The following is a 25926-nucleotide window of genomic DNA, read 5'->3' as shown; positions in this document are numbered from 1 at the left end:
AAGTGATGGCACTAAGACAGGCCCTGCGTGAAAAGTTCGAGATCTGTGCGCATCCGCTGACGCTCACCGAATGCGTCGGCATCGTTCACGAAGGGATGCGGTTGGAACGGCTTACCTTCGCCACCGCAAACGGTGAGAATGTGCGCGGCTTTCTGCTGCGCCCGCCGGGCGACGCCCCGGTTCCGGCGATCCTCTATATCCATGCCCACGGCAATGCTTATGAGATCGGCGCGGATGAGCTTCTTGATGGTCGCAAGGCGCTGCTTTCGCCGCTCGGCCCGGAATTCGCGCGCCGGGGCTATGCGGTGCTGATGGTCGAATTGCCGGCCTTTGGCGCCCGCTCCAGCCCCGGCGAAAGCGCCCGCGCCAAGGCGGCGCTGTGGCACGGCAAGAGCCTTGCCGGGCAGATGCTCGGCGAGCAGGCTGCCGCCTTCGAATGGCTGGCGTCCCGCCCCGACATCATAGCCGACAGGATCGGTGTTTTCGGCATCTCCATGGGCGCGACCTTCAGCTACTGGCTGGCGGCCGTCGAGCCGCGCATCGCGGCAAGCGCGCATCTCTGCGCCTATGCGGATTATGCGGCGCTGATTGACGCCGGCAATATCGACCTCCACGGCATCTATCTCACCGTACCCGGCCTTCTCACGCTTGCCGGCAATGGCGAGATCGCCGGGCTGATCGCCCCGCGCCCGCAACTCATCGGCATCGGCGATCTCGATCCGCTGACGCCGCCGGCCGCCTTCGAGACAGCTTTCGCGCAGACGCGTCGCGCTTATGAAGAGGCGGGGGCAGCGGACCGGCTCGTTCTGGTGCGGGAGCCGGAGGCCGGCCATGTGGAAACGCCGGCCATGCGCGCGGCGGTATTTTCCTTTTTCGACCGTCATCTCGCCTCGTCCGGTGAAGACGGATCAGACTGAAACTTAGCCGTTTCAGTTCACCCGCTGCTCGTCGCTGTTGAAGAGATGCACCCGCTCGGGATCGAAGCGCAACGAAACATGCGTCGCCTCGGGATCGACAGCGCCGCCGCCGAAAACGGCCACCAGCTTCTGCCCGCCATCCGTGTGTGCATGAACCACGGTTTCCGGGCCGAGCGCCTCGATCAGCGTGACCTCCGCCTCAATCGCGTCCTCGCCGCCCTCCGAGAAATCATGCGGGCGAATACCGAGCGTCGCGTCATCGCCAGGCTTCAGCCCGCTGTCCTTGCAGGCGATCCGGGCGACGAGACCGCCGGGGCCTTCGACATGAACGGCATCGGCTTCAACCGAAGTTACGGTGACCGGAACCAGATTCATGCGCGGCGCGCCGATGAAGCCGGCGACAAACAGGTTTGCCGGCCTGTGGAACAGGTCCAGCGGTTTGCCGATCTGCTCGATCCTGCCCGCCCGCATCACCACGATCCGGTCGGCGAGCGTCATCGCCTCGACCTGATCGTGGGTGACGTAGACCATGGTCGTCGTCAGCCGCTCGTGGAGGCCCGAAAGCTCGGCGCGCATGGTGATGCGCAGTTCGGCGTCGAGATTGGAAAGCGGTTCGTCGAGCAGGAAGGCCGTCGGGTTGCGCACCACCGCCCGGCCGATCGCCACGCGCTGTTTCTGGCCGCCCGAAAGCTGGCCGGGCCGCCGGTCGAGATAGGGACCAATTTCGAGCATCCGAGCCGCTTCCTGGATGCGGCTCTCGATTTCCGGCTTGGGCATATGGATATTTTCGAGCCCGAAAGCGAGGTTCTGGCGCACCGTCATATGCGGATAGAGCGCATAGGACTGGAACACCATGGCAAGCCCGCGATCGGCGGCCGACGCCTTTGTAACGTCCTTGCCGTCGATGATGATCTCGCCGGAGGTGGGCTTGTCCAGACCGGCGATCAGCCGCAAGAGCGTCGACTTGCCGCAACCCGATGGGCCCACCAGAACCGTGAACTCGCCATCCGGAATATCGAGATTGATGTCGTGCAGGACCTTGAGTTTGCCATAAGCCCGATCAACCTTGTTCAGCGTTATCTGTCCCATGATGGCACCCTATTTCAGTCCGGAACCGGCGATGCCGGAGGTGATGAAGCGTTGCAGGAAGACGAAGACCAGCACGACCGGGATCATGGTCACCACCGTCATCGCCAGAATGTAATGCCACTGAACGTTCAGCTCGCCGGCATAGGTATTGAGCCCGACCTGGAGGGTGTAGACCTCCTTCGAGGACAGCACGACCAGCGGCCACAGGAAGTCATTCCAGCGCCAGACCACCGAGAAGATCGCGAGCACCGCCAGAGCGGGCGCGGCCAGGGGCAGCACGATGCGCCAGTAGATCTGCCATTCCGACGCATTGTCCATGCGCGCGGCGTCCAGCAATTCGTCCGGGATTGTCAGCATGTACTGCCGCAGCAGGAACACGCCCGTCGGCGTCGCCACCGTCGGCAGGATCACGCCCCAGAGTGAGTTGTACAGACCGACGGCGCTGACGACCGAATAGAGCGGCACCAAGAGCACCGAAAGCGGCACCATCAGCGTGCCGACGATCAGCATCAGCACCGCGTCGCGCCCGCGGAACTTGTATTTCGACAGCGCGAAGGCCGCCATCGAATTGGTGATCAGCGTGATCAGCGTCGCCATCAGGGTCACGAACACGGAATTACGCAGATAGAGCAGGAAGTCATTGCTCTCCAGCGGCGTGACGTAGTTCTCGGTGGCAAAGCCGATCTCGCGCACCGGCGTACGCTCGGCGATATTGACCTTGATGATCTCGCCGGGATCGGCGGGATCGACCATCTGCGCGACGATGCCGATCCGGCGCACTTCGGCGAGCACCCTGGTCGAGCCGTCCGGCAGGGTCACGTCATAGAGGTTGAGCGGCTTGTCATAGCCTTCGACCTCAACCTGCTGGCTGACATAGGGCAGGATGGTCGGCGGAAACTCGGCAAGCTGCGCTGGCGATTTGAACGAGGAAAACACCAGCCACAGCGCCGGGCCGAACATGATGATCAGCCCGCCGATCAGCCAGACCCAGGTGACGATGTCGGTCCAGTGCCAGCCATCGCCGCCGCGACGGCGGAACAGGAACTTCGAAACGGCACTCATTCGCGCGCTCCCTTCTGTTCGTTGCGCCGCCCAAGGCCGAGCTGCACCAGCGTGAGCACCACCAGCACCAGCCCCATCATGATCGAGGCGGCAGCGGCAAGGCCCGGATTGCGCAGCAGCGAGGCAAAGCCGACCTCATAGATGTATTGTGTGAGATACATGGTGGAGGTGCCCGGTCCGCCGCCGGTCAGCACATAGACCTCGTCGAAGATCTGCACGGCGCGGATCAGCGACAGCACGATGACCACCAGAAGGTTGGGCATCAGCAGCGGCAGCGTGATGCGCCAGAACACGCGCGCCGGTTTGGTGCCGTCCATTTCGGCGGCCTCATAGAGATCGCGCGGGATTGCCTGAAGACCGGCGAGCAGGATCAGCGTGAAGAAGCCCATATGCGCCCAGACCGAAACCGAGACCGCCGCCGTGAAGGCCGGCAGACGCTCGGTCAGCCAGTCATGGGTATCGGCGCCGAATGTGTAGAGAACATAGTTGAGCAGGCCCTGACGCTGCAGAATCCAGCGCCAGATCAGGCCGACGACCACGGGCGACAGCAGCACGGGGAAGAAGAACACCGCCCGCCAGAAGCCTCTGCCCGCGATCTTGCGGTTGAGGATCAGCGCGGTGATCATCGCCGTCAGCGTCATCAGCGAGACCTGGAAGAACACGAAGATGGCAGTGTTCTGCGCCGCCTTCCAGAACAGGTCCTCGCGGCAGGTGCCGGGATCGAGATAGTTTCCGCAATCGAGAAGCCGGCCATATTGCTCGAGGCCGACAAAGGTCCGGTCGGCCAGGAAATAGGCCGAGCCGGAGGTCATCGAATAGAAGAAGTTCATGACCAGAGGGATCAGCACGAACACGCCGAAAATCGCCATGTTCGGCGCCAGGAAGAACGCCGCCATGCCGCCGGTGCCCGTGGCCCGTTGCCAGACCTTGAGCGGCGGGTTCAAAAGCGCGGCCAGCCACATGGCCGGCACCGTGAACACGGAGCCGGTCATGCGCTTTATGTCGGACAGGTTCGCCACTTTTCCGCGCTAGCCTACTGCTGGACCTTGTCGGCGATATCCTGGTCGATGCGCGTCCAGGCGTCGTCGAGTGTCAGTTCACCGGCCATGACCTGGCTGATGCGGGTGACGAGCGCGCCGTAATAGGCCGACGCCCACTTCCATGCCGGCAGCGCATCGGCGGCGGGCAGCGTTTCCGCGGAGGACTTCACGAAGGCATCGAGCGCCGGGCCGACATTCTTGTCGTCGGTATCCCAGTTCAGGCCGCCTTCGGCAACCACGCCCTTGTGCGCGGGCAGGAACAGGGTGCGCTCGGAGAACTCCTTCACGATCTCGGGGCTCGCCAGATATTCCATGACCTTGGCGACGTCTTCCGGGTTCTTGGTGTATTTGATGCCGACGAGCGCTGCACCGCCCTTGAGGCCAGAGCAACCCGCCGTGCCGCAGGGCGAACCGATCGCCACCCAGTCAAAGGCGTCGCCGATCTTGGTGGAGAGGTTGGCGACCTGCCAGCTTCCCGAATAGTAGAACGGGATCTGGGCGTTGATGAAATCGTCGGCGGCCGCGCGATAGGTCGAGCCGGCGGCCGATACCCAGGTGTCCTTCAGCATCAGACCGTCATTGGTCCAGTTGACGAGCTTGGTTCCGAAGGTCTTGGTGCCCTCATCGACCGGGGCCGGCATGCCATCGGGGCCGATATAGTTTGCGCCGTAGGAGACGTTCGGGCCGGAAATACGGTGGCCGGAACGGTCGATGGCGAAGGCCGCCGCCGTCTGCTGGCTCTTGGCGACTTCGGCCGAGGCATTGACCCAGTCATCCCAGGTGGCCTTGTCGCCCGGCAGATCGACGCCCGCCTGCTCGAACAGCGTCTTGTTGGCGAAGCCGCCGGTGAGCGTGAGCTGGGTCATGAAGCCGGTAATGGCATCGGAACCATCGGGGCGCATCCAGTCGGCCTGCGCGCCGAAATTCTCCTCCCAATAGGCCGGGTCGGACAGATAGGGGCGAAGGTCAAGCCAGTGATTGGCCAGCGCCTTGAGATCGGTGACGCGAGCGATATCGGGGCCCTGGCCGGCTTCGAGCTGGATCGGAAGCTGTTCCTGGATCACCTTGTAGGCAACATTGTCGAGCGTGACGTTGATATCCGGGTTGTCCTTCTGAAAGCGGTCGACAAGGTCCTGCATGACCTCGCCCTCGACGCCGTCCGAATACCACATGATGCGCACATCGCCCGCAAACGCCGATGTCGAGGCCATGAACCCCGCCGCAACGATGGACAGAATGCTGACAGCATTTTTCATATCATTTTCCTCCTCTTAACCGGGCCTTCGCCCTTGCCGATCATCGGCATTTGTTGCCCACCCCACGGCAGGCGTCTCCAGAGGGCTCTCCCTGCCCTCCGGCAAAACCTTAATCCCGGAACGTCCGCGCCGCGCCCGCGATCGTCCATTCCGCCGGGTCTAGCCTGCGGCCCTCCGCCTCGACGGAGCCATCGGCTCCGAAGCGGACCCTGCCATATTCAGGATCGTCGACCAGAATATCGCCATTGGCCTCGTCGGCAAGACTGAGGGTTGCAAAATCCTCCTCAATCTCGTTTGCCTTGTCGCGCTCGGCCATGCGCACGATCCATGTCGCTTTGAGGCCGGGCGCGCGCAGCTCGTTGCCCGCCGTCGGTCCGGTCGCGACGAGCGCCAGCCCGGCATCGACCTTCAGCAGCACGCAGCCGCCGCCGCTCACCGCCAGCGCCGTATCGCGGCCGATTCGGGCCTCGTCGAAGACGGATTGCGGGAACCAGCAATGGGTGAAATCCGGCTGCTCTTCGGCGCATTCGAAACGTGCGATCGCAAGGCCGCGATACTGATGCACGCGCGGCAGCGTGCCCGAGCCGCCCCAATAGGATGGCCGGCCGTAGCCCGAATGCAGCACCTCGCCCGGATGGTTGATCCAGATCGTCGCATCCGGATTGTCGCCGAGGCGCAGATGCAGCACCGTTTCCTGATAGCCCCACTGGTTCCAGCGATAGGCCGCGGCGGTGCCAAGCGCGTAGGACGCCGTCTTGTAGTGATAGAGCCGCGCGAACCGCTCCTGCCCCTGGGCGAAGGTCCATTCATGCCCTTCGCTGCCGGAAACCGAGGCGATGGCGGCAAGCTCTTCCGGTATTTGCAAACCGTGATCGCGCAGGCAGAGCGCCAGTTGCGGCAGGGCATGGAAACGCATGCCGTAATTGCCGCGCCCCCAGATCATCCGCGCAATGCCGGAAAGCTCCAGCGTCCGCGAGGCCCGGAGCGTATGCTCGTAGGATCGGCCCTGCGCGCCGGTCATGACGCCATGATGGGCGGAGCGAGCGAGTATCTCGACAAGCCGGATGATGGCCTTGCCCGCGCGCTCGGCAATGTCCCGGTCCGGCGCCAGCGCATAGAGCGCGCACAGCCCCTTCAGGTCGATCGGGAAATAGGGCGCGGAGTTGAACTCCGCCATTTCCCACTTCTCGAAGTGATCGAGCCAGGCGCGCACCCGCGCGGCCCCGATTGCCGACTGTTCAGCGCCCGTCCGCTGCGAGCGCACGAACCGAGCCTCAGGCATCATATGCCCCGCCAGATAGGCGGCCGTGTGAAACAACAGCGCGTGGTTTTCCGAGAAATACCACTGCACGTCATTGCCGGGCTCATCCATCCAGTAGCGATAGTTGAGGATGGCGGCATCGACACGGTCGCGGACCGTGGCCCCGATATCATCGCCATAGGCGGCGCGGCACCAGAGCAGCGGCACGAGGATGAAATCGGCGCAGTCATGGCAATCCTCGATCGCCGGCAGCGCGCTTTCGATCATCGCTTCGGTTTCATCGCCGCTCATGCCGGTCGCGAGGCGGGCGAGCGCGCGCACCGTATCACCCTCGGCGTGATTGGCGACTTCGCCGAGCGCTTCTGTGATGCGCCCGGGGAGGTGTTCCGGAGCCGTTCCCTGTCGCGCCACATGGCAGAGTTCGACGCCGAAGACGCGCGAGACGGCGTAATCGCCGCGCGCCAGCGTCACCTTGAAATGGCGGAAATCGGCGGGCAAGTCCGCGGTATCGGCAACCGCCAGCCGGACCGATCCGGCCGCAAGCATTTGCTCGAAGCTCAGCGGCTTCTCGATCGACATGAAGTCGCCCTCGATCACCACCTTCGCCGTGACATCGACCGGCAGGCCGGTATCGGCGACCAGAGCCACCTCACCCTCGCCATAGACCGGCTTTTCGAAATGCATGGAGGCGAGCATGGCCTCCATCGCGTTGGCCACCGGAGCCTCGACTGGAATTGGCAAGGCGTGTTCGACCACCGGGCCGGAAAGATAATCGAGCTGGAAATAGTAACGCGCATCGCGCTCGGCGAGATCATCAAAGACGATGCCAATGACATTGTCGCCGGCTTCAAGCTGAACCGTGAATTCCTCGATCGTCTCGAGATTGCGGCCATAGGGCGCCATGAAGCCGACCTCGTGGCCATTGACGAACAGCACCGCGCCGCCGCAGGTGCGCAGCGCCAGCCGGGCTTCGCCGGCAGATGCGGCGCGGATCGTGGTTTCGGCGAAGGTCTTGAGTTCGGTGGCGCGGAACCAGAAGCCCGACAGGTCCACGCGCGGCGAGCCGAAGGGCAGCCATGTGCGCGTGAGCTTCGGCCTTGTCTCGCCGATCGCGGGCCGCTTTCCGCGCCGCTCGGCGGCAAACTGCGTCCGGCAGGGATATTCGTGCGGGATGAAGTTCTTGTGCTTGGTCAGGAAGAAGAAGGGGTCCATTTCCCCCTGCATCGGCTGGTCGGGCACGTCGTAGCGCGCCTCTTCCGTCGCCGAAAGCCGCCAGTAGACGACCGGTTGGCCCGCCGCAAGCTGACGCAGGAGCGCCCTGTCCGTCTGGTTCAATGCCGAATTCATCTGAGCTCCCTGATCGCAACCGGATCGACATCGGTGTAGGCCTGATTTTCGCCGGTCATGCCCCAGACGAAGGCATAGGGCCCGGTGCCCGCGCCCATATGGATCGACCATGCCGGCGAGATCACGATATCGCCATTGGCGACAACCAGATGACGGGTATTGTCCGGACGACCCATCAGGTGGAAGACGCGGTCTTCGTCGCCGAGATCAAAGTAGCAATAGGCCTCCATGCGCCGCTCGTGGAGATGGGGCGGCATGGTGTTCCAGATGCTGCCCGGCGCGGGATCGGTTATCCCCATCAAAAGCAGGCAGGAGGGTGCCACTTCCGGATGGATATACATGCGCAGTTCGCGCTTGTTGGATTTCGCCGCGTCGCCCATCACCAGCGGCTTGGATTCTGCCCGCTTGATCAGGCGATGCGGAATGTCCGCGCCGGCGGGCACCGAGTTCATGTAGAACCGCGCCGGTTTGCCGGCATCAGCACTTTCCAGCGTCACGGTTTTGGCACCCCGGCCGATATAGAGGATATCGCGGTTGTCGAGTTCATGGCGCGCACCATCGACCGTGATCGCGCCCGGACCGCCCAGATTGGCGATGCCCATTTCGCGGGCGTCGAAAAACGCCTCGGTGCCAACCTCGGCTCCGTCGCCGAAGGAGAGCGCGCCAGAGGTCGGCACCGCGCCGCCGACGATCATGCGGTCGACATGGGTATAGGCGAAGCGGATTTCGCCGGGCGTGAACAGGCCTTCCACCATGAATTCGTCGCGCAGCCGCGCCGTGTTCATGTTGTCGATATCGGCAGGCGAAGCGCCATAGAGCGTTTTCAGCATGCTTTGCTCATCCTTTCATTGCTGTGGTGCAGGCCTTCGGCAAGGCAGAGAATCGCAAGCGCCTGGCCATAGCCTGTCGGCTGCACCGGAATATCGCGGTAGAACTGCAGATCATGGCCCATGCGGGTGCCATAGGAGACGTTGGAGACCACGCCGTCATCGCTGATATTTTTCATGACAGCATCGAGCGCCCGCAGCCCCGCCTTCTCGCAGCCTTTCGGGCCGAGCCCCATGCGGGCGGCCTTCATCAGCCCGAAGCCGAAGCCGGCCGTCGCCGAGATTTCCTCATAGGATGACGGGTCATCGACCAGCGTGGTCCATGCGCCCGACGCCGTCTGGTACTTCAGCAGCGCCTCGATCTGGGTCTGAAGCACGCCGAGAAGATAGGCCTCGACCGCAGGCGACAGATCGCAGAGTTCGATCAGTTCGAGAATGCCGACCGTGATCCAGGCATTGCCGCGCCCCCAGAGAGCGCCGGCGAAATTGTGGCGGCCGGCAAAGGTCCAGCCGTGATACCAGAGACCGGACTTCGGGTCGGCGAGATAGCGGGCATGCACCAGGAACTGCCGTTCCGCCTCATCGACGAAGCGCCGCTCGCCAGAGGCCTGCCCGTAGGAGGCGAGGAACAGGGCGACCATGAACAGCGTATCGTCCCACAATTCATTGTCGTTGATCTTGTCGGAAACATCGTGCTGGAAGCCGCCTTCCGGCGTTCGCGGCATGTCGGAAACCACCCGCTCGGCCCAGTCGCGCAGCACCGCCTCGTAGCGCGGCTGACGTTCGCGCCGCCAGATCTCGCTGAGCGCCAACATCGGCGCGGTGGTGTTGACGTTCATCTTCGGCAGGCCCGCCTCGATGCGGCGGTCGTACCAGTCTTCGAGGATCTTCAGATGCGCATCGTCGCCGGTGTGCCGCCACAGCCGCTGCAGGCCATAAAGCCCGACGCCCTGCGGCCATTCCCAACTGTCGAAGCTGACATAATCGCCGGGCGTGCCATCAAGATTGGGCTCATCGAAGCGCCCGTCGTGACGCAGTCCCGTCATCCCGCGCACCAGCGCCGACAAGCTGTCGGAAATCTGATCGGCCGTTATCGGCATGTTTCCTCCCGTTCGTTCCTCAAGGCGAACTGTTCCACACAAAAAGCTGTTGCGCAATTTGCAAATTTTTTGCAGTTTTGGTGCAAACAGGAGGCATTCGCGATTCACGGCAAACGCGGCAAGCCGAACCGACGGGTCCGGCTGGAGGAAATCGCCCGCAATTGCGGGGTATCGGTATCGACCGCTTCGCGGGCGCTTGCGGGCACCGGCGGGGTGAAGGACGAGTTGCGGGCGAAGATCGTCGAGACCGCGCTCGCGCTCGGCTATGTCAACCCGACATCAGCCGCCGGCCGCCGTATTATCCTCGCGACATCGAGCGTCGCGATGATCGACCACCAGCGCAACCAGTTCACCTACCACGTTCTCGACGGCCTCAACGAACGGGCCGAGGCGCTCGGCATCGAACTGGTCACCCGCGCGGTCGCGACCCCCGAGGATGAGGCGCAGCTTCTGGCCGAGGGCGAGGCGGACGCCTCCGTTGCCGGCTGCCTGTTTCTGACGCTGGATGATGCGCAGGTGCTGACCCGCTCGGGTGGATTTTCCAAGCCGATCGTGCTGATCAACGGCGATGATCCGGCGATGCGCCACTCCAGCGTGACGCCCTGCAACCGCTCCGCCGCAAGGCTTGCCGCCGACCACCTTCTCGATCTCGGCCACCGCCGCATCCTGTTTCTGATGCACAAGGGCCGGCGGACGATCGAGCGTCGCTTCGAGGGCTGGCGCGATGCGCTGCGCGCCCACGGGATCGAGGATATCGACGACCTGGTGATGACAGTCGACGACTGGCTGCCGGAACTTGCAAGCCGCGCGATCGCTGAACGGCTGGAGAGTCGCGGCGCCGATTTCACGGCCGTGCTGACTGCCGGCGACAGCCTCGCCTATGGCGCGATGCTCGCCATCCAGCAGGCGGGCTATCGCGTGCCGGAGGATTTTTCCGTGGTCGGCATGGACGACCTGCCGCTGTCGGGCTTTTCCGATCCGCCGCTGACGACGATGCATATCCCGATGCGCCATATCGGCTCCGCCGCCCTCAGCCTGCTGCTCGATGATCTCGGCGTCACCCGCCTGCCCGCGCGCCGCGTGGAGCTCGCCTGCTGGCTCGTGGAACGCGCTTCAACCGGGCCCGCGCGGGTTGGCAGGTAATCCGGGACGGGCTGCCGCGACCTCAATTGATACGCCGAGCAAATCACCCTGATACTTTTTTCACCGCACAGAAAATTATCGACGCTGAAACGCGCTTTTTTGTTTACGCAGCCGTTTCGAAAAGACTAGCCAAAGACCAATCACGGGCCAAAACGGCCGCGATCCTATCAAATTTCTCACGGGAGGCATGACATGCAGGCACTGGTTCTGGAGAAGAAGGGCGAACTTTCGCTGCGCGACTTCGAGGTCACCACTGCGCTAGGTCCGCAGGATGTGCGCATCAAGACCCACACGGTCGGCATCTGCGGCTCCGATGTTCACTATTACACCCATGGCAAGATCGGCCATTTCGTCGTGCATGAACCGATGATCCTCGGCCATGAGGCCTCCGGCACCGTGATCGAGACCGGGTCCGAGGTCACGCATCTGCAGGCGGGAGACCGGGTCTGCATGGAGCCGGGCATCCCCGATTTCACCTCGCGCGCGTCCAAGCTCGGCATCTACAATGTCGATCCCGCCGTCAGGTTCTGGGCAACGCCGCCGAACCATGGCTGCCTCACGCCGGAAGTGATCCACCCCGCAGCCTTCACCTACAAGCTGCCGGAGGCGGTGAGCTTCGCGGAAGGCGCGATGGTCGAGCCGTTCGCGATCGGCATGCAGGCCGCACTGCGCGCCCGCATCCAGCCCGGCGATATCGCCGTGGTCACCGGCGCCGGCCCGATCGGCATGATGGTGGCGCTGGCGGCGCTGGCCGGCGGTTGCGCCAAGGTGATCGTCGCCGATCTCGCCCAGCCGAAGCTGGATATTATCGGCGCTTACGATGGCATCGAGACGATCAATATCAGGAACCGCCCTGCCGCAGAGGCCGTGGCGGAAGCGACCGATGGCTGGGGCGCAGATGTCGTGTTCGAATGCTCGGGCGCTGCTCCCGCGATCCTCGGCGTCGACAAGCTGGCGCGTCCCGGCGGGGCCGTCGTCCTGGTCGGCATGCCGGTTGAGCCCGTCCCCGTCGATATCGTCGGCCTGCAGGCCAAGGAGCTTCGCGTCGAGACGGTATTCCGCTACGCCAATGTCTATGACCGCGCGATCGCCCTGATCGCCTCGGGCAAGGTCGACCTGAAGCCGCTGATTTCGGACACGCTGCCCTTTGCCGAGAGCATCGCCGCCTTCGATCGCGCAGCCGAGGCCCGCGAAACCGACGTCAAACTCCAGATCGTGATGACGGATTGATCCGTCCCTTGCCGGTCCCGCGGCCTGGCGGGACCGGATTGGGGCCGAGCGGCCCCTGTTCTGATGAAAAACCGTTTTACACCCTCAAAACTGCAAGAAAAGTATAAGCGCCAAATGGTGCTTATCGACCACGCGCCTTCCTGATTGACAATTGGCAGTCAGACGTATTTCGCAGCATTTTCCTCAATTTAGGCCAAAAACCCGACGGTTTTACGCTGCGTTGCGATATAAGACTTCTGCATTGCGGTAACCTCAGGCGCGCTCACAAACGCTACCCTTTCAATTTCGACGAATTCCCGGTCAAAAAAGTATCAGTAAATTTTCCGTGGTGATGTTGAGGCAAACCATGGCCGCAGCGTAGTGTTTCTCCACCGTTGATGCCGTGGAGGGAGCCACGACAAACGCCGCCAGCCTGTCATTGGCGAGGGAGGATCAGAGGATGCAACCGGATCTGGAGCTTGTTCATATTCGCAAGGGTGAATCCTTCGCGGCATGGAAGCATGGCTACCCGTTCCGCACGGTTCGCTGGCACTATCACCCCGAATACGAAATTCATCTTGTCGTTGATACCTCCGGCAAATTCTATATCGGCGACTTCATCGGCGATTTCGGTCCCGGCCAGCTGATCATGACCGGCCCCAACCTGCCGCAGAACTGGATCAGTGATATCGAGCACGACGAAACCGTCCCGCTGCGCTCTCTGATCATCCAGTTTCCCGAAAAATTCATCGAGGACGCCTGCGCGGCAATGCCGGAGATGCAGGCGATCCGCCCGCTCCTGGAGCGCAGCCATCGCGGCCTGCTTTTCGACGATGCCACGAGCCGAGCCGTGCGGCCGCTGCTTGAACGGCTGATCGAGGCGCGCGGCATGCAACGCCTGTCGCTGTTCTGGCAGATTCTCGACATTCTCGCCGAGTCGCCCGATCCGGAAGTGCTCGCAAGCCTCAGCTACGAGCTCGACCTTTCCGATATCGATTCCCGCGGGGTCAATCGCGCCATCGCCTATCTGCGCGAACACCTGACGGAGCCGGTTGACGAGAGCGAACTTGCCGAACTTGTCGGGCAGAGCACGAGCGCATTTTCACGGGCCTTCAAGCGCCATACGGGCACAACGCTGGTGCGCTACAAGAACCAGTTACGCATTGATCTCGCCTGCCGGCTTCTTCTCGATTCCGAGGAGATCAAGGTCGCCGAGATCTGTTACGAGGTCGGGTTTTCGAACCTGTCAAATTTCAATCGCCACTTCCTGAAATTCAAGGGCATGTCGCCCTCGCAATTCAGGACGACCTTTGCGGCCAACGGGGCTCTGGCCATGGCGGACTGAGCCCAGACGAAATCACCGGAATTCAGCAATTCGGGCGACATGGTGTTGTCCGGAAACGGGCAGCCTTTGCCTGCCCGCACCAATGGGAGGACTTGATATGAATATTCTGACGAAGACACTGTCCGTTGCAGCCCTTGCCGCAACGACGGCTTTGCCGGCCCTGGCCCAGGATGGCGGCATGAAGATCGGCATGACCTTTCAGGAGATGAACAACCCCTATTTCGTCTCGATGAAGGAAGCGCTGGATGAAGCCGCCGCCAGCCTCGGCGCCGAAGTGATCGTCACCGATGCCGGCCATGACGTCGCCAAGCAGATTTCCGATGTCGAGGACATGCTGCAGCAGAATATCGACATTCTTCTGCTGAACCCGACCGACAGCGCCGGCGTCGAATCCGCCGTGAACATGGCCAAGCAGCAGGGCGTGATCGTGGTTGCCGTGGATGCCAATGCCGCTGGCCCCGTCGATACGTTCGTCGGCTCCAAGAACCGCGATGCCGGCTATCAGTCGTGCAAATATCTCGGCGAGGCGCTCGGCGGTTCGGGCGAAGTTGCCATCCTCGACGGCATTCCGGTGATCCCGATCCTTCAGCGCGTGGAAGGCTGCAAGGCCGCGCTCGACGAATTCGAAGGCATCGAGCTGGTCGATACGCAGAATGGCCGTCAGGACCGTTCGGTGGCGCTCGGCGTGGTCGAGAACATGATCCAGTCGCATCCGAACCTCGCCGGCATCTTCTCCGTCAATGACGGCGGCGCGATGGGCGCACTGGCGGCCATCCAGGGCTCCGGCAAGGACATCAAGCTGACCTCGGTCGATGGCGCGCCGGAAGCCGTGAAGGCGATCAGCGACGGCACGCCGTTCATCGAAACCACGGCTCAGTTCCCGCGCGACCAGGTGCGCGTCGGCCTCGCCATGGCGCTCGCCCAGAAATGGGGCGCCCGCGTCGTGCCGGCCGAGGTTCCGATCGACGTGCGCGTGGTCGACAGCGAGAACGCAGCCGACTTCAGCTGGTAACGTCTCCTCAAGGCCGCCCCCGCGCTCACATCGAGCCGGGGGCGGGCTTCCTCTTCCATGCTCGGGAAAAGATCATGCTGGAACTGCAAGGCATCAAGAAAAGCTTCGGGAAGATCGAAGTCCTGCACGGCGTGGACCTCCATGTCGAGGCGGGTGAAATCCATGCGCTTCTGGGCGAGAACGGCGCCGGAAAATCGACCCTAATGAAGATCGTCTCCGGCATTTTCCTGCCGAGCGAGGGCGTGATCCGCGTCGATGGCAAGGAGCGCCATTTCGCCGATTACGACGAGGCGATCGACGCCGGCATCGGCATCGTGTTCCAGGAATTCAGCCTCATCCCCTATCTCACCGCGGTGGAGAACATGTTCCTCGCACGCGAGATCAGCAACCGTTTCGGCCTACTCGACCGCAAGGCCATGCATGAGCGCGCTCGCGCGATCCTGCGCCAGCTCGATGTCGACCTTCCGCTTGATGTTCCGGTCGGCCGGCTTTCGGTCGCCGAACAGCAATTCGTCGAAATCGCCAAGGCGCTGTCGCTCAACGCGCGGATACTGGTGCTGGACGAACCGACGGCAACGCTGACGCCGTCGGAGGTCGAACACCTGTTCAAGGTCATGCGCGAATTGCGCGGCCGGGGCGTCGCAGTGGTGTTCATCTCACATCATCTCGAGGAGATTTTCGAGATCTGCGACCGCATCACCGTGCTGCGCGACGGCGAATTCGTCGCCGCCTGCCGCGTGGCCGACGTCGACCACGACCGGCTTGTGGAAATGATGGTCGGGCGGCGCATCGAAAACAGCTTTCCGGCAAAGCCCGCGCCGAAACCGGACGCCGCCATGCGGCTGGAGGTCAAGGAGCTTCAGTTGCGCAAGGGCGGCCCGGTCTCCAAGTTCGAACTGCGCGAGGGCGAGATTCTCGGTTTTGCCGGGCTTGTCGGCTCCGGCCGCACGGAAACGGCGCTCGCCATGCTCGGCGCGCATCCGGCAAGCCGCTGCAAGATGCTGATCGATGGCGTGGAGACGCGTCTTTCCTCTCCCGCCGACGGCCTGGCGCGCGGCATCGGGCTTTTGCCGGAAAGCCGCAAAACCGAGGGGCTGATCACCAGCTTTTCGATCGTCCAGAACATCTCGCTCAACAATTACCGCAAGTACCGCGCGGCCCGCTTCTTCATCGACATGAAGAAGGAAATGCTGTCCACGCAGGCAGCGATGGATCAGGTCCGCGTCAAGTCACAGGGCCCGCGCGCCCGGGTCGACACACTTTCGGGCGGCAACCAGCAGAAGGTGGTGATCGCCCGCTGGCTGAACCACGACATGAAGGTCCTGATCTTCGACGAGCCGACGCGCGGCATCGATGTCGGCGCCAAGGCCGAGATCTACCAGCTGATGCGGGAATTTTCGGCCAAGGGTTATTCCATCATCATGATCTCGTCGGAGCTTCCCGAAATCGTCGGCATGTCCGACCGGGTCTGCGTCTTCCGCCAGGGCGGCATCGTCGCCACCGTTACGGGCGAGAGCATCAATTCGGAAGAAATAATGAAGCATGCAACCACCGGGAGGGTTCAACATGTCGCATGATGCAAATGCCAATGCGGCCGAAGCGGACGACAAGGCCAACGAAAGAAACTGGGGGGCGCTGCTTCATTCACCGCTTCTTTTGCCGCTGGCGGGGCTGATCGTCGTTTCGATCCTGATGGGGATCGCCAGCGACAATTTTTTCAGCGTGTCGAACATCTTCAATGTCTTGAGGCAAGTTTCGATCGTCGGCATTCTGGCGGTGGGCATGACCTTCGTGATCCTGACAGGCGGCATTGATCTGTCGGTCGGCGCGGTGATGGCGCTTGCCGGCACGATCGCGGCGGGCCTGATGGTCAATATGGGCATGCCCGGATGGGTGGGCCTTCTGGCCGGTCTTGGCGTGGGCATCGGCCTCGGCGTCTTCAACGGCGTACTGGTCGCCTGGGGAAAGATGCCGGCGATCATCGTGACGCTTGCCACGATGGGCATCGCGCGCGGCCTTGGCCTTATCTATTCCGGCGGCTATCCGATCAGCGGCCTGCCCTCCTGGATCGCGTGGTTCGGCATCGGCCGGATCGGCAATGTGCCCGTCCCCGTCATCTTGATGTTCATTATCTACGCCCTGGCCTGGGTGCTGCTGCAGCGCACGCCCTTCGGCCGCCATGTCTATGCCATCGGCGGCAACGAGACGGCGGCGAGGCTATCGGGCGTGAAAACGCAATATGTGAAATTCGCCGTCTATGTGATTTCCGGTCTGACGGCGGCACTTGCCGCGGTGGTGCTGACCGGGCGGCTGATGTCCGGCCAGCCCAATGCCGGCGTCGGCTTCGAGCTCGATGCGATCGCCGCCGTCGTGCTCGGCGGAACCGCGATTGCCGGCGGGCGCGGGCTGGTGCTTGGCACGCTGATCGGCGCGGTGCTTCTCGGCATCCTCAACAACGGCCTGAACCTGATGGGCATCAACCCATACCTTCAGGACGTGATCAAGGGCTTCATCATCCTGCTCGCCATCTATATCGGCCGCGAGTGGCGCTGAGACGGTTTCAAAAACAACAACAAAACGCAGATTCTAGGAGAAAAGAATGTCTGTTTCGCTGGATGGCAAGATCGCCGTCATTACCGGTGCGGCCTCGGGCATCGGCCTTGCAACGACCGAGAAGCTTCTGGCCGCGGGCGCGACGGTGGTGATGGTCGACCGCAACAAGCAAGCGCTCGATGAACTCGTCCAGCGCCTCGGTCCCAAGGCCGTGGCACAGGTCACCGACCTTCTGGATTTCGACAGCTGCAACGCCATGGTGCCGGAGATCCTGGAGAAGGTCGATCACATCGATATTCTCTACTGCAATGCTGGCACCTATATCGGCGGCGATCTTGTCGACACCGATCCGGCCACCATTGACCGGATGCTGAACCTCAACGTCAACGCGGTGATGAAGAATGTCCATGCCGTCGTGCCGCATATGAGCAACCGCAAGACCGGCGACATCATCGTCACCTGCTCGATCGCCGGGCATTTTCCGGCCTATTGGGAGCCGGTCTACACATCCTCGAAATGGGCCATCACCTGCTTCGTGCAGACCATGCGCCGCCAGATGATCCCGCATGGCGTGCGCGTGGGACAGGTGTCCCCGGGCCCCGTGGTCTCAGCGCTTCTGGCCGACTGGCCCGAGGAAAACCTGCGCAAGGCGAAGGAAGCGGGCGCGCTGATCGATCCGGAAGAAGTCGCCGATGCGGTGGAATACATGCTGACCCGCAAGCGCACCGTCACGATCCGTGACATGATTGTGCTGCCGACCGCTTTCGACAGGGTCTGACCGGACAGGGAGAAGACGCGTGACCAGCTATTTTGTGGGCATCGATGTCGGAACGGGCTCGGCGAGAGCCGGCGTGTTCGACGCGGCGGGCAATCTGCTGGCCACGGCCAAGCGCCCCATCGACATCCATCGCGCTGATGGCGGCATCGTCGAGCAATCCAGCGAGCAGATCTGGCAGGCTGTTTGCCAGTCGGTCGCCGAAGCTGTCGGCTCTTCGAGCGTCGATGCCGGCCAGATCGAGGGCGTCGGCTTCGACGCCACCTGCTCGCTGGTGGTGCGCGGACCGGTCGGGCCGCTCCCGGTTGGCGACCACCCCGACCGCGACATCATCGTCTGGATGGATCATCGCGCGCTTGAACAGGCCGAACGGATCAATCGCGGTCATCACGACGTCCTGCGCTATGTCGGCGGCCGGATATCCCCGGAAATGGAAACCCCGAAGCTTCTGTGGCTGAAGGAAAACCGCCCGGCGACCTTTCATGCGGCGGAGCATTTCTTTGACCTGACCGATTTCCTGACATGGAAAGCGAGCGGGGCCAGCGAACGCTCCGCCTGCACCGTCACCTGCAAATGGACCTATCTTGCCCATGAAGGCCGGTGGGACGCCGAATATTTCCGCCGGATCGGCCTGGAGGAACTCGCCAACGAAGACTTTGCCCGTATCGGGAAAACGGTTGTCGATCCCGGCACGGCGCTGGGCCATGGACTGACGGCGGAAGCCGCCGAGACCATGGGCCTTCGCGCAGGCACGGCCGTCGCCGCCGGCCTGATCGACGCCCATGCCGGCGGCATCGGCACGGTCGGCGCCAGCGGCGGGGCCGGCGATCCGACGCGAACCATGGCCTATGTCTTCGGCACCTCGTCCTGCACCATGACCACGACGAAGGAACCGGCTTTCGTTCCCGGCGTCTGGGGACCGTATTATTCGGCAATGGTGCCGGGCATGTGGCTGAACGAGGGCGGGCAATCGGCCGCGGGTGCCGCCATCGACCAGCTCGTGCGCCTGCATCCGTACTTCACAGAGGCCGAAGCGCGCGCGAAAGACGAGGGCAAGGCCCTGCCCGTATGGCTGGCCGATCGGGCGCTTGCCCTTGTCGCAACGGCAAGCGATGCCGTTCGCCTTGCCGACGACCTGCATGTGGTGCCCGAATTCCTCGGCAACCGCGCGCCCTTCGCCGATCCGCATGCGCGCGCGGTTATCGTCGGTCAGGGCATGGAGAGCGGGCCGGAAAGTCTGGTTGCGCTTTACGTCGCCGGCATTTGCGGCCTTGGCTACGGCTTGCGGCAGATCATCGAAACCCAGGCGGAAAACGGCGCGACCATCGACGCGATTTCCGTCAGCGGCGGCGGCGGGGCGCACCCCTTGAGCCGACAGATACTTGCCGATGCCACCGGCTACCCCGTCGAGATCACCGCCTGCCCCGAGCCGGTTCTGCTCGGTTCGGCCATGCTGGGGGCGGTTGCGGCCGGCAGCTATCCGGACCTGCAAGCAGCGATGCCAGCCATGTCCCAGGTCGCGACGCAATGCCACCCCGCGGACGGCCTCAGTCGCCGCCTGCATGACAATCGCTATCAGGCGTTTCTGACCCTGCAGCGCACCGCGCGCGAGATTCGCCAGTCGACAATGGCGCTTCTCGAATAGGCGCAATCAACCCGGAGCAGCGCCGATTTCACGGCCCCGCTCTATCGAACTATGTTGCGGCATTTCGCGGATGTCAGAAGCACCTGACCGCGCGATGCCCAAAAGGAGGCCATAGTGCAATTTTCCGGAAAAACCGTCATCATCACCGGCGCGGGCAAGGGGATCGGCCGCGCCTGCGCCCAGCTCATGGCCGCGCGTGGCGCCGAGGTGGTTGCCCTCAGCCGCACCATGAGCGATCTCGAAAGCCTGAAGTCGGAGATCGGCTGTCGCATCGTGAAGGTCGACCTGCAAGACCCGAAGGCCGCCCGCGCCGCCATGGCCGAAGCAGGCACAGCCGATTACCTGATCAACAGCGCTGGCATCAACGTGCTGGAAAGCACGTTCGACATGACCGACGAGGGCTATGAGGCTGTACTGGGCATCAATCTACGCTCCGCCCTGATCACCTGCCAGGAATTCGCGCGGGCCCGCCGCGCTGCCGGCGGCGGTGGCGCGATCGTCAACATTACCTCGATCGCCGGCCATCGCGGCTTTACCGAACATCTCTGCTACGCCGCCTCCAAGGCAGGCCTCGAAGGGGCGACGCGGGTGATGGCCAAGGAACTCGGCCCGCACAATATCCGCGTCAATGCCGTCGCCCCGACAATCACGCTCACCGAACTCGCCGTCGAAGCCTGGAGCGATCCGGCCAAGAGCGAACCGATGATGGTCCGTCACCCGCTCGGCCGCTTTGCCGAAGCCGACCACGTCGCCGCCAGCATCGCCATGCTGCTGTCGGATGACTGCGCGATGGTCACCGGCGCGGTTCTGCCGATCGACGGCGGTTTCCTGGCGGTATGAGCTTTGGCCGATGCTTGCTTCAAACGACCGAAAGGCGGCTCCTCAGAATTTGATACTGAATAACGCCGTCAGATTCTGGCTTTGGGCGCTGTCGCCGAATTCGCCGGTATAGGTGATGCCAATGCTGACATTGTCCTGCAACGCGGTCTGCCAGCCAACGGAGAACACCGCATGGTCAACCGCATGCGGTGTGCCGGTCACGCCGAAGGGATCGCCGCCCGAAAACGCCACCATCGTATCCGAATCGAGATCGCCATAGCCATGCCGCCATCCGACCGAGGCGGTGACCTGGCTCTCATAGCTGCCGAGCGCGAATTCATGAGCCCCGCTAAGTCCTATCGTGGTGAACCCGGTATCCATTGTCTGCCTCAAGGAGGACAGCTCCGCCAGCCGGCCCGTTTCCGTGAACGCGTCCGCTTTCTGATGGACATAGACAGCATCCAGGAATGGCCCGAGCTGGAGAGTGTCGGTGATCTCGAAGGCATAGCCTATACCGCCGAACAGCTGGAAGGTTCCGCCATCATAGCGGCCCCTGATCCTCTCTGAGAGTTGCAGGAACGCGATGTCGCGCCGGCTTGTCGCGTCGCGCCAGGTATAGGCCGCGCCGAAATCGACCGCCAAGCCGCTCAAGGTCCCGCCGCCATAGACGCCGAGCGTAAAGTCGTCGGACATTCCCCTGGCATTTCCCTCGTCGACCTCGTAGGTCGAATGACCGTAACCGGCAAGCGCGCCGAAGCGCATGTTGGAAAACGCCGCGAAATCGCCGCCGACGAAGGCGCTGTTCGATTTCCAGTCATAGGTGCGCGTGCCCCTTTCGTTGGTCCAGCGGGCCCGGCTGCTGATCACTTTCCCTAGCCCGGCTCCCCTGTAGATCGGGTCATTGTCGGGCGCGCCCTGGCCGGATGCGACTGCATCAACACTGTCGGCATCGGTCTCGACCGGCACGCGGGCACCGGCGATCATTGGAGGATTATCGTTCTGCGAAGCGGGGGCGACAGTGCATTGCTGCCAAGGCTGCCTGGTCGGGATGATGGCGCTGCCCTCATTGGACCCGGTGTTCGACACACAGCTCTGCGCGTGAGCCAAGCCTGACTGCCCGGGAAGAGCGCCGCTCTGGAGGAAAAGGCAGCCCGTTACCGCCGCAGCGACGACCATGCGGAAGAGTCGCGACCGCAGCGATTGAAACCGTTGTCTCCATACGAGAACCGAACCTTCCTTCTGCTGCGCTATGGACATCAAAATACCTCCGGCAGCATGCCGACAACGGTAACCGCCATCCGCATAGCCCTAATTCGAATTTATACTACATGTATTTTTGATATGACCTATTTTATATTTATTTATTCTCGAATTCAACGACATTAATAATTAACTTGCTTTCCAACTAAAAGTAATTTTCCGGAATTTAAACATGTATATATTTCCGTTATTACTCGCTCCATGCACCCTGAGGATAATGCGCATACCGCACCGACCCCGTGATCGCACGAACGAGCCCCACGGCTCCCTGCAGAATTTACGGGCGGAAACAGCGTCCAATTTTCGTGGAAGCTTTTTGGAAAAGCAGATGGTTCAAGAAGGTCAGTTGCAGAGCGGCCAGCGTTGGACGATGGGCGCGTCCAGTACCGAGAATTCGATGATCAGCACAGTTACCGCCAGCACGATGTCAATACGAGCGCATATCGGTTTCAGCGATCATGACGGGCGCGGAAACGGGCGAGTTCGCGTTCGGTTGGCGTCTGGCCGCTATAGATCCTGACGTATTCCGCGGCGCGGCTGACGCGCGTGGCGGTATCCTCCGCAACCTGCAGCGAGATATAGCCGATCTGTACCAGATAGACCGCGTGGGCCCGCACATCGGCCTCCTCCGGCGCAAATCCAAAGCGGACGAACAGCGCCTTGATGGCTGCGATCCGTCTCTCGTCCGCGCTGGCGACCCGGGCCATGACATCGGCGGATTGCGCCGCCCAGCCGCGGACCGAAAAATCAAGTCGCGGATCGAATTCCGTTTCCGCGATGAACACGCTGATCAGGTTGAGGATGGCCTCGGTCAGGGTTTCGGCATAGGCGTCGCAGGCGGCGATCAGCGCGCCGCTATTGGTCTCTTCCCAATGCGCGAGAAGCGCGTCCAGCAGCGCTGAACGGTCCTTGAAGAACCAATAGAAACTGGTGCGCGACAGCGCGAGACCTTCGGCCAACGTCTGGATCTTGACCGCATCGACCCCCGTTTCGACAAAGACCTGCCGGGCCGCATCAAGCCACAATTCGCGCGAACCGCGCCAGCCGGCAGTGTTTTCCGTTTCAGCATCCATGCGCCGCAGACTAGCCACAAGACGCCATCGGAACAAGAAAATAGACGAACACGTCGATTAACTTGACAGTACTGTACATTTATGACGAACTTCCTCCAACCAGAGGAGTCCGGCATGAACAATGATCCGCTGCTGCAGCCCTACCAGCTCAAGCACCTCACCCTGAAAAACCGCATCATGATCTCCTCGCACGAGCCGGCCTATCCGGAAGACGGGATGCCGAAGGGGCGGTATCGCGCCTATCACGTCGAGCGCGCCCGTGCCGGCGTGGCGCTGACGATGACAGCCGGTTCGGCATCGGTGGCGCGCGACAGCCCGCCGGTGTTCAACAATATCCTTGCCTGGAAGGACGAGGTTGTCGGCTGGATGCGGCAGCTCACCGACGAATGTCACGAGCACGGCTCGGCCGTGATGATCCAGCTCACCCATCTCGGCCGCCGCACCCGCTGGGACAAGGCGGACTGGCTGCCGGTCGTCTCCGCCGGTCACGAGCGCGAGGCGGCGCACCGCGCATTCCCCAAGAAGGCCGAGGATTGGGATATCGCCCGCATGATCACGGACTACGCCGATGCCGCCGAGCGGATGCAGGCCGCCGGTCTCGACGGCATCGAAATCCAGGCCTATGGCCATCTGATGGACCAATTCTGGTCGCCGCTCACCAATGAACTGGACGCCCCCTATGGCGGCTCGCTCGACAACCGGCTGCGGTTCACTTTCGAGGTGCTTGCTGAAATCCGCAGGCGCGTCGGCCCCGAATTCATCGTCGGCGTGCGCTATACCGGCGACGAGCGGCTGGAGGGCGGGTTCGACCGCGAAGAGGGCCTCGAAATCTCCCGCCGCCTGAAGGAAAGCGGGCTTGTCGATTTTCTGAACGTCGTGCGCGGCCATATCGATACCGATGCCGGGCTGACCGATGTTATTCCGGTGCAGGGCATGGCGAGCGCCCCGCACCTCGATTTCGCCGGCGAAATCCGCGCGGCGACGGATTTTCCGACCTTCCACGCCGCCAAGATCCAGGATGTCGCAACCGCCCGCCACGCGATTGCCAGCGGCAAGCTCGACATGGTCGGCATGACGCGTGCCCATATGACCGACCCGCACATCGTGTCCAAGATCATCGCCGGCGAGGAGGAGCGCATCCGCCCCTGCGTCGGCGCGAATTACTGTCTCGACAGGATCTATCAGGGCGGCCTTGCCTTCTGCGTGCACAACGCGGCGACGGGGCGCGAGGAAACCATGCCGCACGCCATTCCGCCGGCTGACAAGAAACGCCGCGTCGTGATTGTCGGCGCGGGCCCGGCTGGCATGGAGGCAGCCCGTGTCGCCGCCGGGCGCGGTCACGACGTCGTTGTCCACGAGGCGGCAAACGACCCCGGCGGTCAGGTTCGCCTCGCCGCCCAGAGCGAGCGACGCCGCGAGATGCTCTCGATCATCGACTGGCGGTTTGCCGAATGTCGGCGGCTCGGCGTCACCTTCCATTTCAACAGTTTCGTCGATGGCGACGCGGTGCTTGCGGAAAAGCCCGACATTGTCATCATCGCCACCGGCGGCCTGCCCCACACGGATGTGACGGGCGCGGGCGACGACCTCGTCGTTTCCGCCTGGGATATCCTGACCGGCGACGTCAAGCCGGGCCAAAACGTGCTGATCTATGACGATGCCGGCGATTATTCGGCGCTTCAGGCGGCAGAAAAAATCGCCGAAACCGGCGCGAAGGTGGAAATCATGACGCGCGACCGGGCCTTTGCCCCGGAGGTGATGGCGATGTCGCTCACCCCCTTCATGCGCGCCCTGCAAAAGCGCGACGTGACGTTCACCGTGACCTGGAAGCTGCAGCGCGTGACACGCGACGGCAACCAGCTTCTGGCGACGATCGACAGCGATTACGGCGGCGTGACCCGCACCCGCTCTGTCGATCAGGTGATCGTCAACCACGGCACCCGCCCGCTCGACGATATCTATTTCGAGCTGAAGCCCGGATCGTCCAATCTCGGCGCCGTTGATTACGAGGCGCTGGTGGTCGGCAATCCGCAATCGGTAAGCGCCAACCCCGATGGAGCCTACCAGCTCTTCCGGATCGGCGACGCGGTATCAGCCCGCAACATCCACGCCGCGATCTACGACGCTCTCAGGCTGGTGAAGGATCTATAGAGGCTCCGCCGCGATCAAGCGGGTTCGCCCCGCCGAGGGAAGTCCATCGGTGTTGAGGCAGGAATCGGATAATCGTCCGGCGTGTGCTCCCGCGCCATCAGGGCGGGAATGAACCCCTCGGCGCTCAGTCTCGCCAGTTGCTGCCACAGCAGGGTGCGCACGGCGCGCACCGCGGCGGATTTGGGGCGATCAGTGCTGGTGATGACAAACATCTGCCGGGTGAGCGGCAGGTCGGGGATCTGGCGGATGAAGAGCTTGCCCTCGCGCACGCCTTCCAGCATGCCCGCGCGGGGCATGATCGTGTAGGCATAACCGCAGGCGAGCAGCTTGCGCAACAGCGAGGAACTGTCCTGGCGGGCGCGCAAGTTCAGGTGCAGGCCGCGGTCGAAAGCGACCTGTTCGATGGTCCTGTGGGTAAGATGCCCCTGGGAAGGCAACACCAGCGGCGCGAGGCAGGCCTCGGCAAACGTGATCGGACCCGGCTGGTCGAGCGGCATGCCGATGCCGCCGGCAAAGGTCATCTCGTCGATATAGGCGAGTTCCGCCTTGACGTTGGGCATGGATTTCGCCCCCGGCACGATGCCGACATCGACCTGCCCTTCCCGGATCAGCTGGGCTGCCGGGTAGCTCATCGCGCGGCGCACCGTGATCTTCACATCGGGAAACAGCGCCTCGGCGCGCATCATCAGCTCCGGCGCCACAAGATTGGAGATCGCGGCGGCGATCACAACCGACACCTCGCCCGCCGGCACCTGGCTGGCATGTTTCACATCGAGCCTGGCCTGCTCGAAATCCGCCGAGATCTTCTTGGCATATTTCAGGAACATCTCGCCCGCCGGCGTCAGCTCCATCCCCGTCGTGCGGCGGTGAAACAGCGTCGCGCCCAAGGCATGTTCGAGGTTGGCGACAAGCTGGCTCAACGCCGGCTGCGCAATGCCGAGACTGCCCGCCGCCTTCGACAGCGATCCGGCCTGGGCGATCTCGATGAAGGTATTCAGATTTCTGAGTTTCATGCGTCGGTATAATAAAAACCTTATACCCG

Annotated in this window: 21 protein-coding genes; 11 read left to right on the top strand and 10 right to left on the bottom strand. The window is 62.9% G+C overall.

The annotated features are described in order from the left end of the window. Window positions 1-5: 5 nt before the first annotated feature. On the top strand, window positions 6-917 hold the full coding sequence (locus V6765_RS05500) for an alpha/beta hydrolase family protein (RefSeq protein WP_448427139.1): 912 nt from the start codon (window positions 6-8) through the stop codon (window positions 915-917). Window positions 918-929: 12 nt separating this feature from the next. Here V6765_RS05500 and V6765_RS05495 read toward each other — a convergent pair whose 3' ends face one another. The 7 genes from V6765_RS05495 to bglB all read right to left on the bottom strand — a co-directional run bounded on the left by V6765_RS05495 (window position 930) and on the right by bglB (window position 9899). Then, on the bottom strand, window positions 930-2006 hold the full coding sequence (locus tag V6765_RS05495; protein ID WP_448427138.1) for an ABC transporter ATP-binding protein: 1077 nt from the start codon (window positions 2004-2006) through the stop codon (window positions 930-932). A 9-nt stretch (window positions 2007-2015) separates the two neighbouring features. Continuing rightward, window positions 2016-3068 carry a carbohydrate ABC transporter permease gene (locus tag V6765_RS05490; protein WP_448427137.1) on the bottom strand — a complete coding sequence of 351 codons (1053 nt, stop codon included), beginning with the start codon at window positions 3066-3068 and terminating at the stop codon, window positions 2016-2018. Then, window positions 3065-4030 (bottom strand): carbohydrate ABC transporter permease, encoded by a 966-nt coding sequence (locus tag V6765_RS05485; RefSeq protein ID WP_419197446.1) that lies wholly within the window; start codon window positions 4028-4030, stop codon window positions 3065-3067. The genes V6765_RS05490 and V6765_RS05485 overlap by 4 nt, the downstream gene beginning before the upstream one ends. A 71-nt stretch (window positions 4031-4101) precedes the next feature. Beyond that, complete coding sequence (locus tag V6765_RS05480; RefSeq protein ID WP_448427136.1) at window positions 4102-5364, bottom strand: ABC transporter substrate-binding protein; 1263 nt, start codon at window positions 5362-5364, stop codon at window positions 4102-4104. 109 nt (window positions 5365-5473) lie between these two features. Next, window positions 5474-7972, bottom strand: coding sequence for a hypothetical protein (locus V6765_RS05475; protein WP_448427135.1), 2499 nt, complete (start codon window positions 7970-7972; stop codon window positions 5474-5476). After that, a complete protein-coding gene (gene kduI / locus V6765_RS05470) occupies window positions 7969-8802 on the bottom strand; it encodes a 5-dehydro-4-deoxy-D-glucuronate isomerase (protein WP_448427134.1) in 834 nt (277 codons plus the stop codon). Before kduI ends, V6765_RS05475 begins: the two co-directional genes overlap by 4 nt. Beyond that, window positions 8796-9899, bottom strand: coding sequence for a beta-galactosidase BglB (gene bglB, locus V6765_RS05465; RefSeq protein WP_448427133.1), 1104 nt, complete (start codon window positions 9897-9899; stop codon window positions 8796-8798). Before bglB ends, kduI begins: the two co-directional genes overlap by 7 nt. A 69-nt stretch (window positions 9900-9968) precedes the next feature. Here bglB and V6765_RS05460 point away from each other — a divergent pair, with 69 nt between their 5' ends. The 9 genes from V6765_RS05460 (at window position 9969) to V6765_RS05420 (ending at window position 20421) form a co-directional block, all read left to right on the top strand. Then, window positions 9969-11042 carry a LacI family DNA-binding transcriptional regulator gene (locus V6765_RS05460; RefSeq protein ID WP_448427132.1) on the top strand — a complete coding sequence of 358 codons (1074 nt, stop codon included), beginning with the start codon at window positions 9969-9971 and terminating at the stop codon, window positions 11040-11042. 192 nt (window positions 11043-11234) lie between these two features. Further along, complete coding sequence (locus V6765_RS05455; protein ID WP_448427131.1) at window positions 11235-12272, top strand: NAD(P)-dependent alcohol dehydrogenase; 1038 nt, start codon at window positions 11235-11237, stop codon at window positions 12270-12272. A gap of 439 nt (window positions 12273-12711) precedes the next feature. Then, a complete protein-coding gene (locus V6765_RS05450) occupies window positions 12712-13596 on the top strand; it encodes a helix-turn-helix domain-containing protein (protein WP_448427130.1) in 885 nt (294 codons plus the stop codon). A 97-nt stretch (window positions 13597-13693) separates the two neighbouring features. Then, window positions 13694-14608: an ABC transporter substrate-binding protein gene (locus tag V6765_RS05445; RefSeq protein ID WP_448427129.1), complete on the top strand. Its 915-nt coding sequence runs from the start codon at window positions 13694-13696 to the stop codon at window positions 14606-14608. 74 nt (window positions 14609-14682) lie between these two features. Beyond that, the gene (locus V6765_RS05440; RefSeq protein WP_448427128.1) at window positions 14683-16185 is read left to right on the top strand and encodes a sugar ABC transporter ATP-binding protein; all 1503 of its coding nucleotides are present in this window, start codon (window positions 14683-14685) and stop codon (window positions 16183-16185) included. Continuing rightward, complete coding sequence (locus V6765_RS05435) at window positions 16175-17161, top strand: ABC transporter permease (protein WP_448427127.1); 987 nt, start codon at window positions 16175-16177, stop codon at window positions 17159-17161. Before V6765_RS05440 ends, V6765_RS05435 begins: the two co-directional genes overlap by 11 nt. Before the next feature lie 46 nt (window positions 17162-17207). Then, window positions 17208-17939 (top strand): SDR family oxidoreductase, encoded by a 732-nt coding sequence (locus tag V6765_RS05430; RefSeq protein WP_448427126.1) that lies wholly within the window; start codon window positions 17208-17210, stop codon window positions 17937-17939. 19 nt (window positions 17940-17958) lie between these two features. Further along, window positions 17959-19581: an FGGY-family carbohydrate kinase gene (locus tag V6765_RS05425; RefSeq protein ID WP_448427125.1), complete on the top strand. Its 1623-nt coding sequence runs from the start codon at window positions 17959-17961 to the stop codon at window positions 19579-19581. Between the two features lie 114 nt (window positions 19582-19695). After that, window positions 19696-20421 carry an SDR family oxidoreductase gene (locus V6765_RS05420; protein ID WP_448427124.1) on the top strand — a complete coding sequence of 242 codons (726 nt, stop codon included), beginning with the start codon at window positions 19696-19698 and terminating at the stop codon, window positions 20419-20421. Window positions 20422-20463: 42 nt separating this feature from the next. Here V6765_RS05420 and V6765_RS05415 read toward each other — a convergent pair whose 3' ends face one another. Both V6765_RS05415 and V6765_RS05410 read right to left on the bottom strand, forming a co-directional pair. Then, a complete protein-coding gene (locus tag V6765_RS05415) occupies window positions 20464-21384 on the bottom strand; it encodes an autotransporter outer membrane beta-barrel domain-containing protein (RefSeq protein WP_448427123.1) in 921 nt (306 codons plus the stop codon). A 725-nt stretch (window positions 21385-22109) separates the two neighbouring features. Beyond that, complete coding sequence (locus V6765_RS05410) at window positions 22110-22733, bottom strand: TetR/AcrR family transcriptional regulator (protein ID WP_448427122.1); 624 nt, start codon at window positions 22731-22733, stop codon at window positions 22110-22112. Between the two features lie 114 nt (window positions 22734-22847). On the opposite strand from V6765_RS05410, the gene V6765_RS05405 reads away from it, so the two are divergent. After that, window positions 22848-24884, top strand: a complete 2037-nt coding sequence (locus V6765_RS05405) for an oxidoreductase (RefSeq protein WP_448427121.1) — start codon at window positions 22848-22850, stop codon at window positions 24882-24884. Between the two features lie 14 nt (window positions 24885-24898). Here the strand turns inward: V6765_RS05405 and V6765_RS05400 are convergent, their stop codons facing one another. Then, a complete protein-coding gene (locus V6765_RS05400; RefSeq protein WP_448427119.1) occupies window positions 24899-25897 on the bottom strand; it encodes a LysR family transcriptional regulator in 999 nt (332 codons plus the stop codon). Between the last annotated feature and the right edge of the window lie 29 nt (window positions 25898-25926).

The sequence above is a fragment of the Martelella sp. FOR1707 genome, assembly GCF_053484265.1.
The sequence above is the reverse complement of the archived record's forward strand: the minus strand, read 5'-3'. Positions and strand labels throughout refer to the sequence as shown.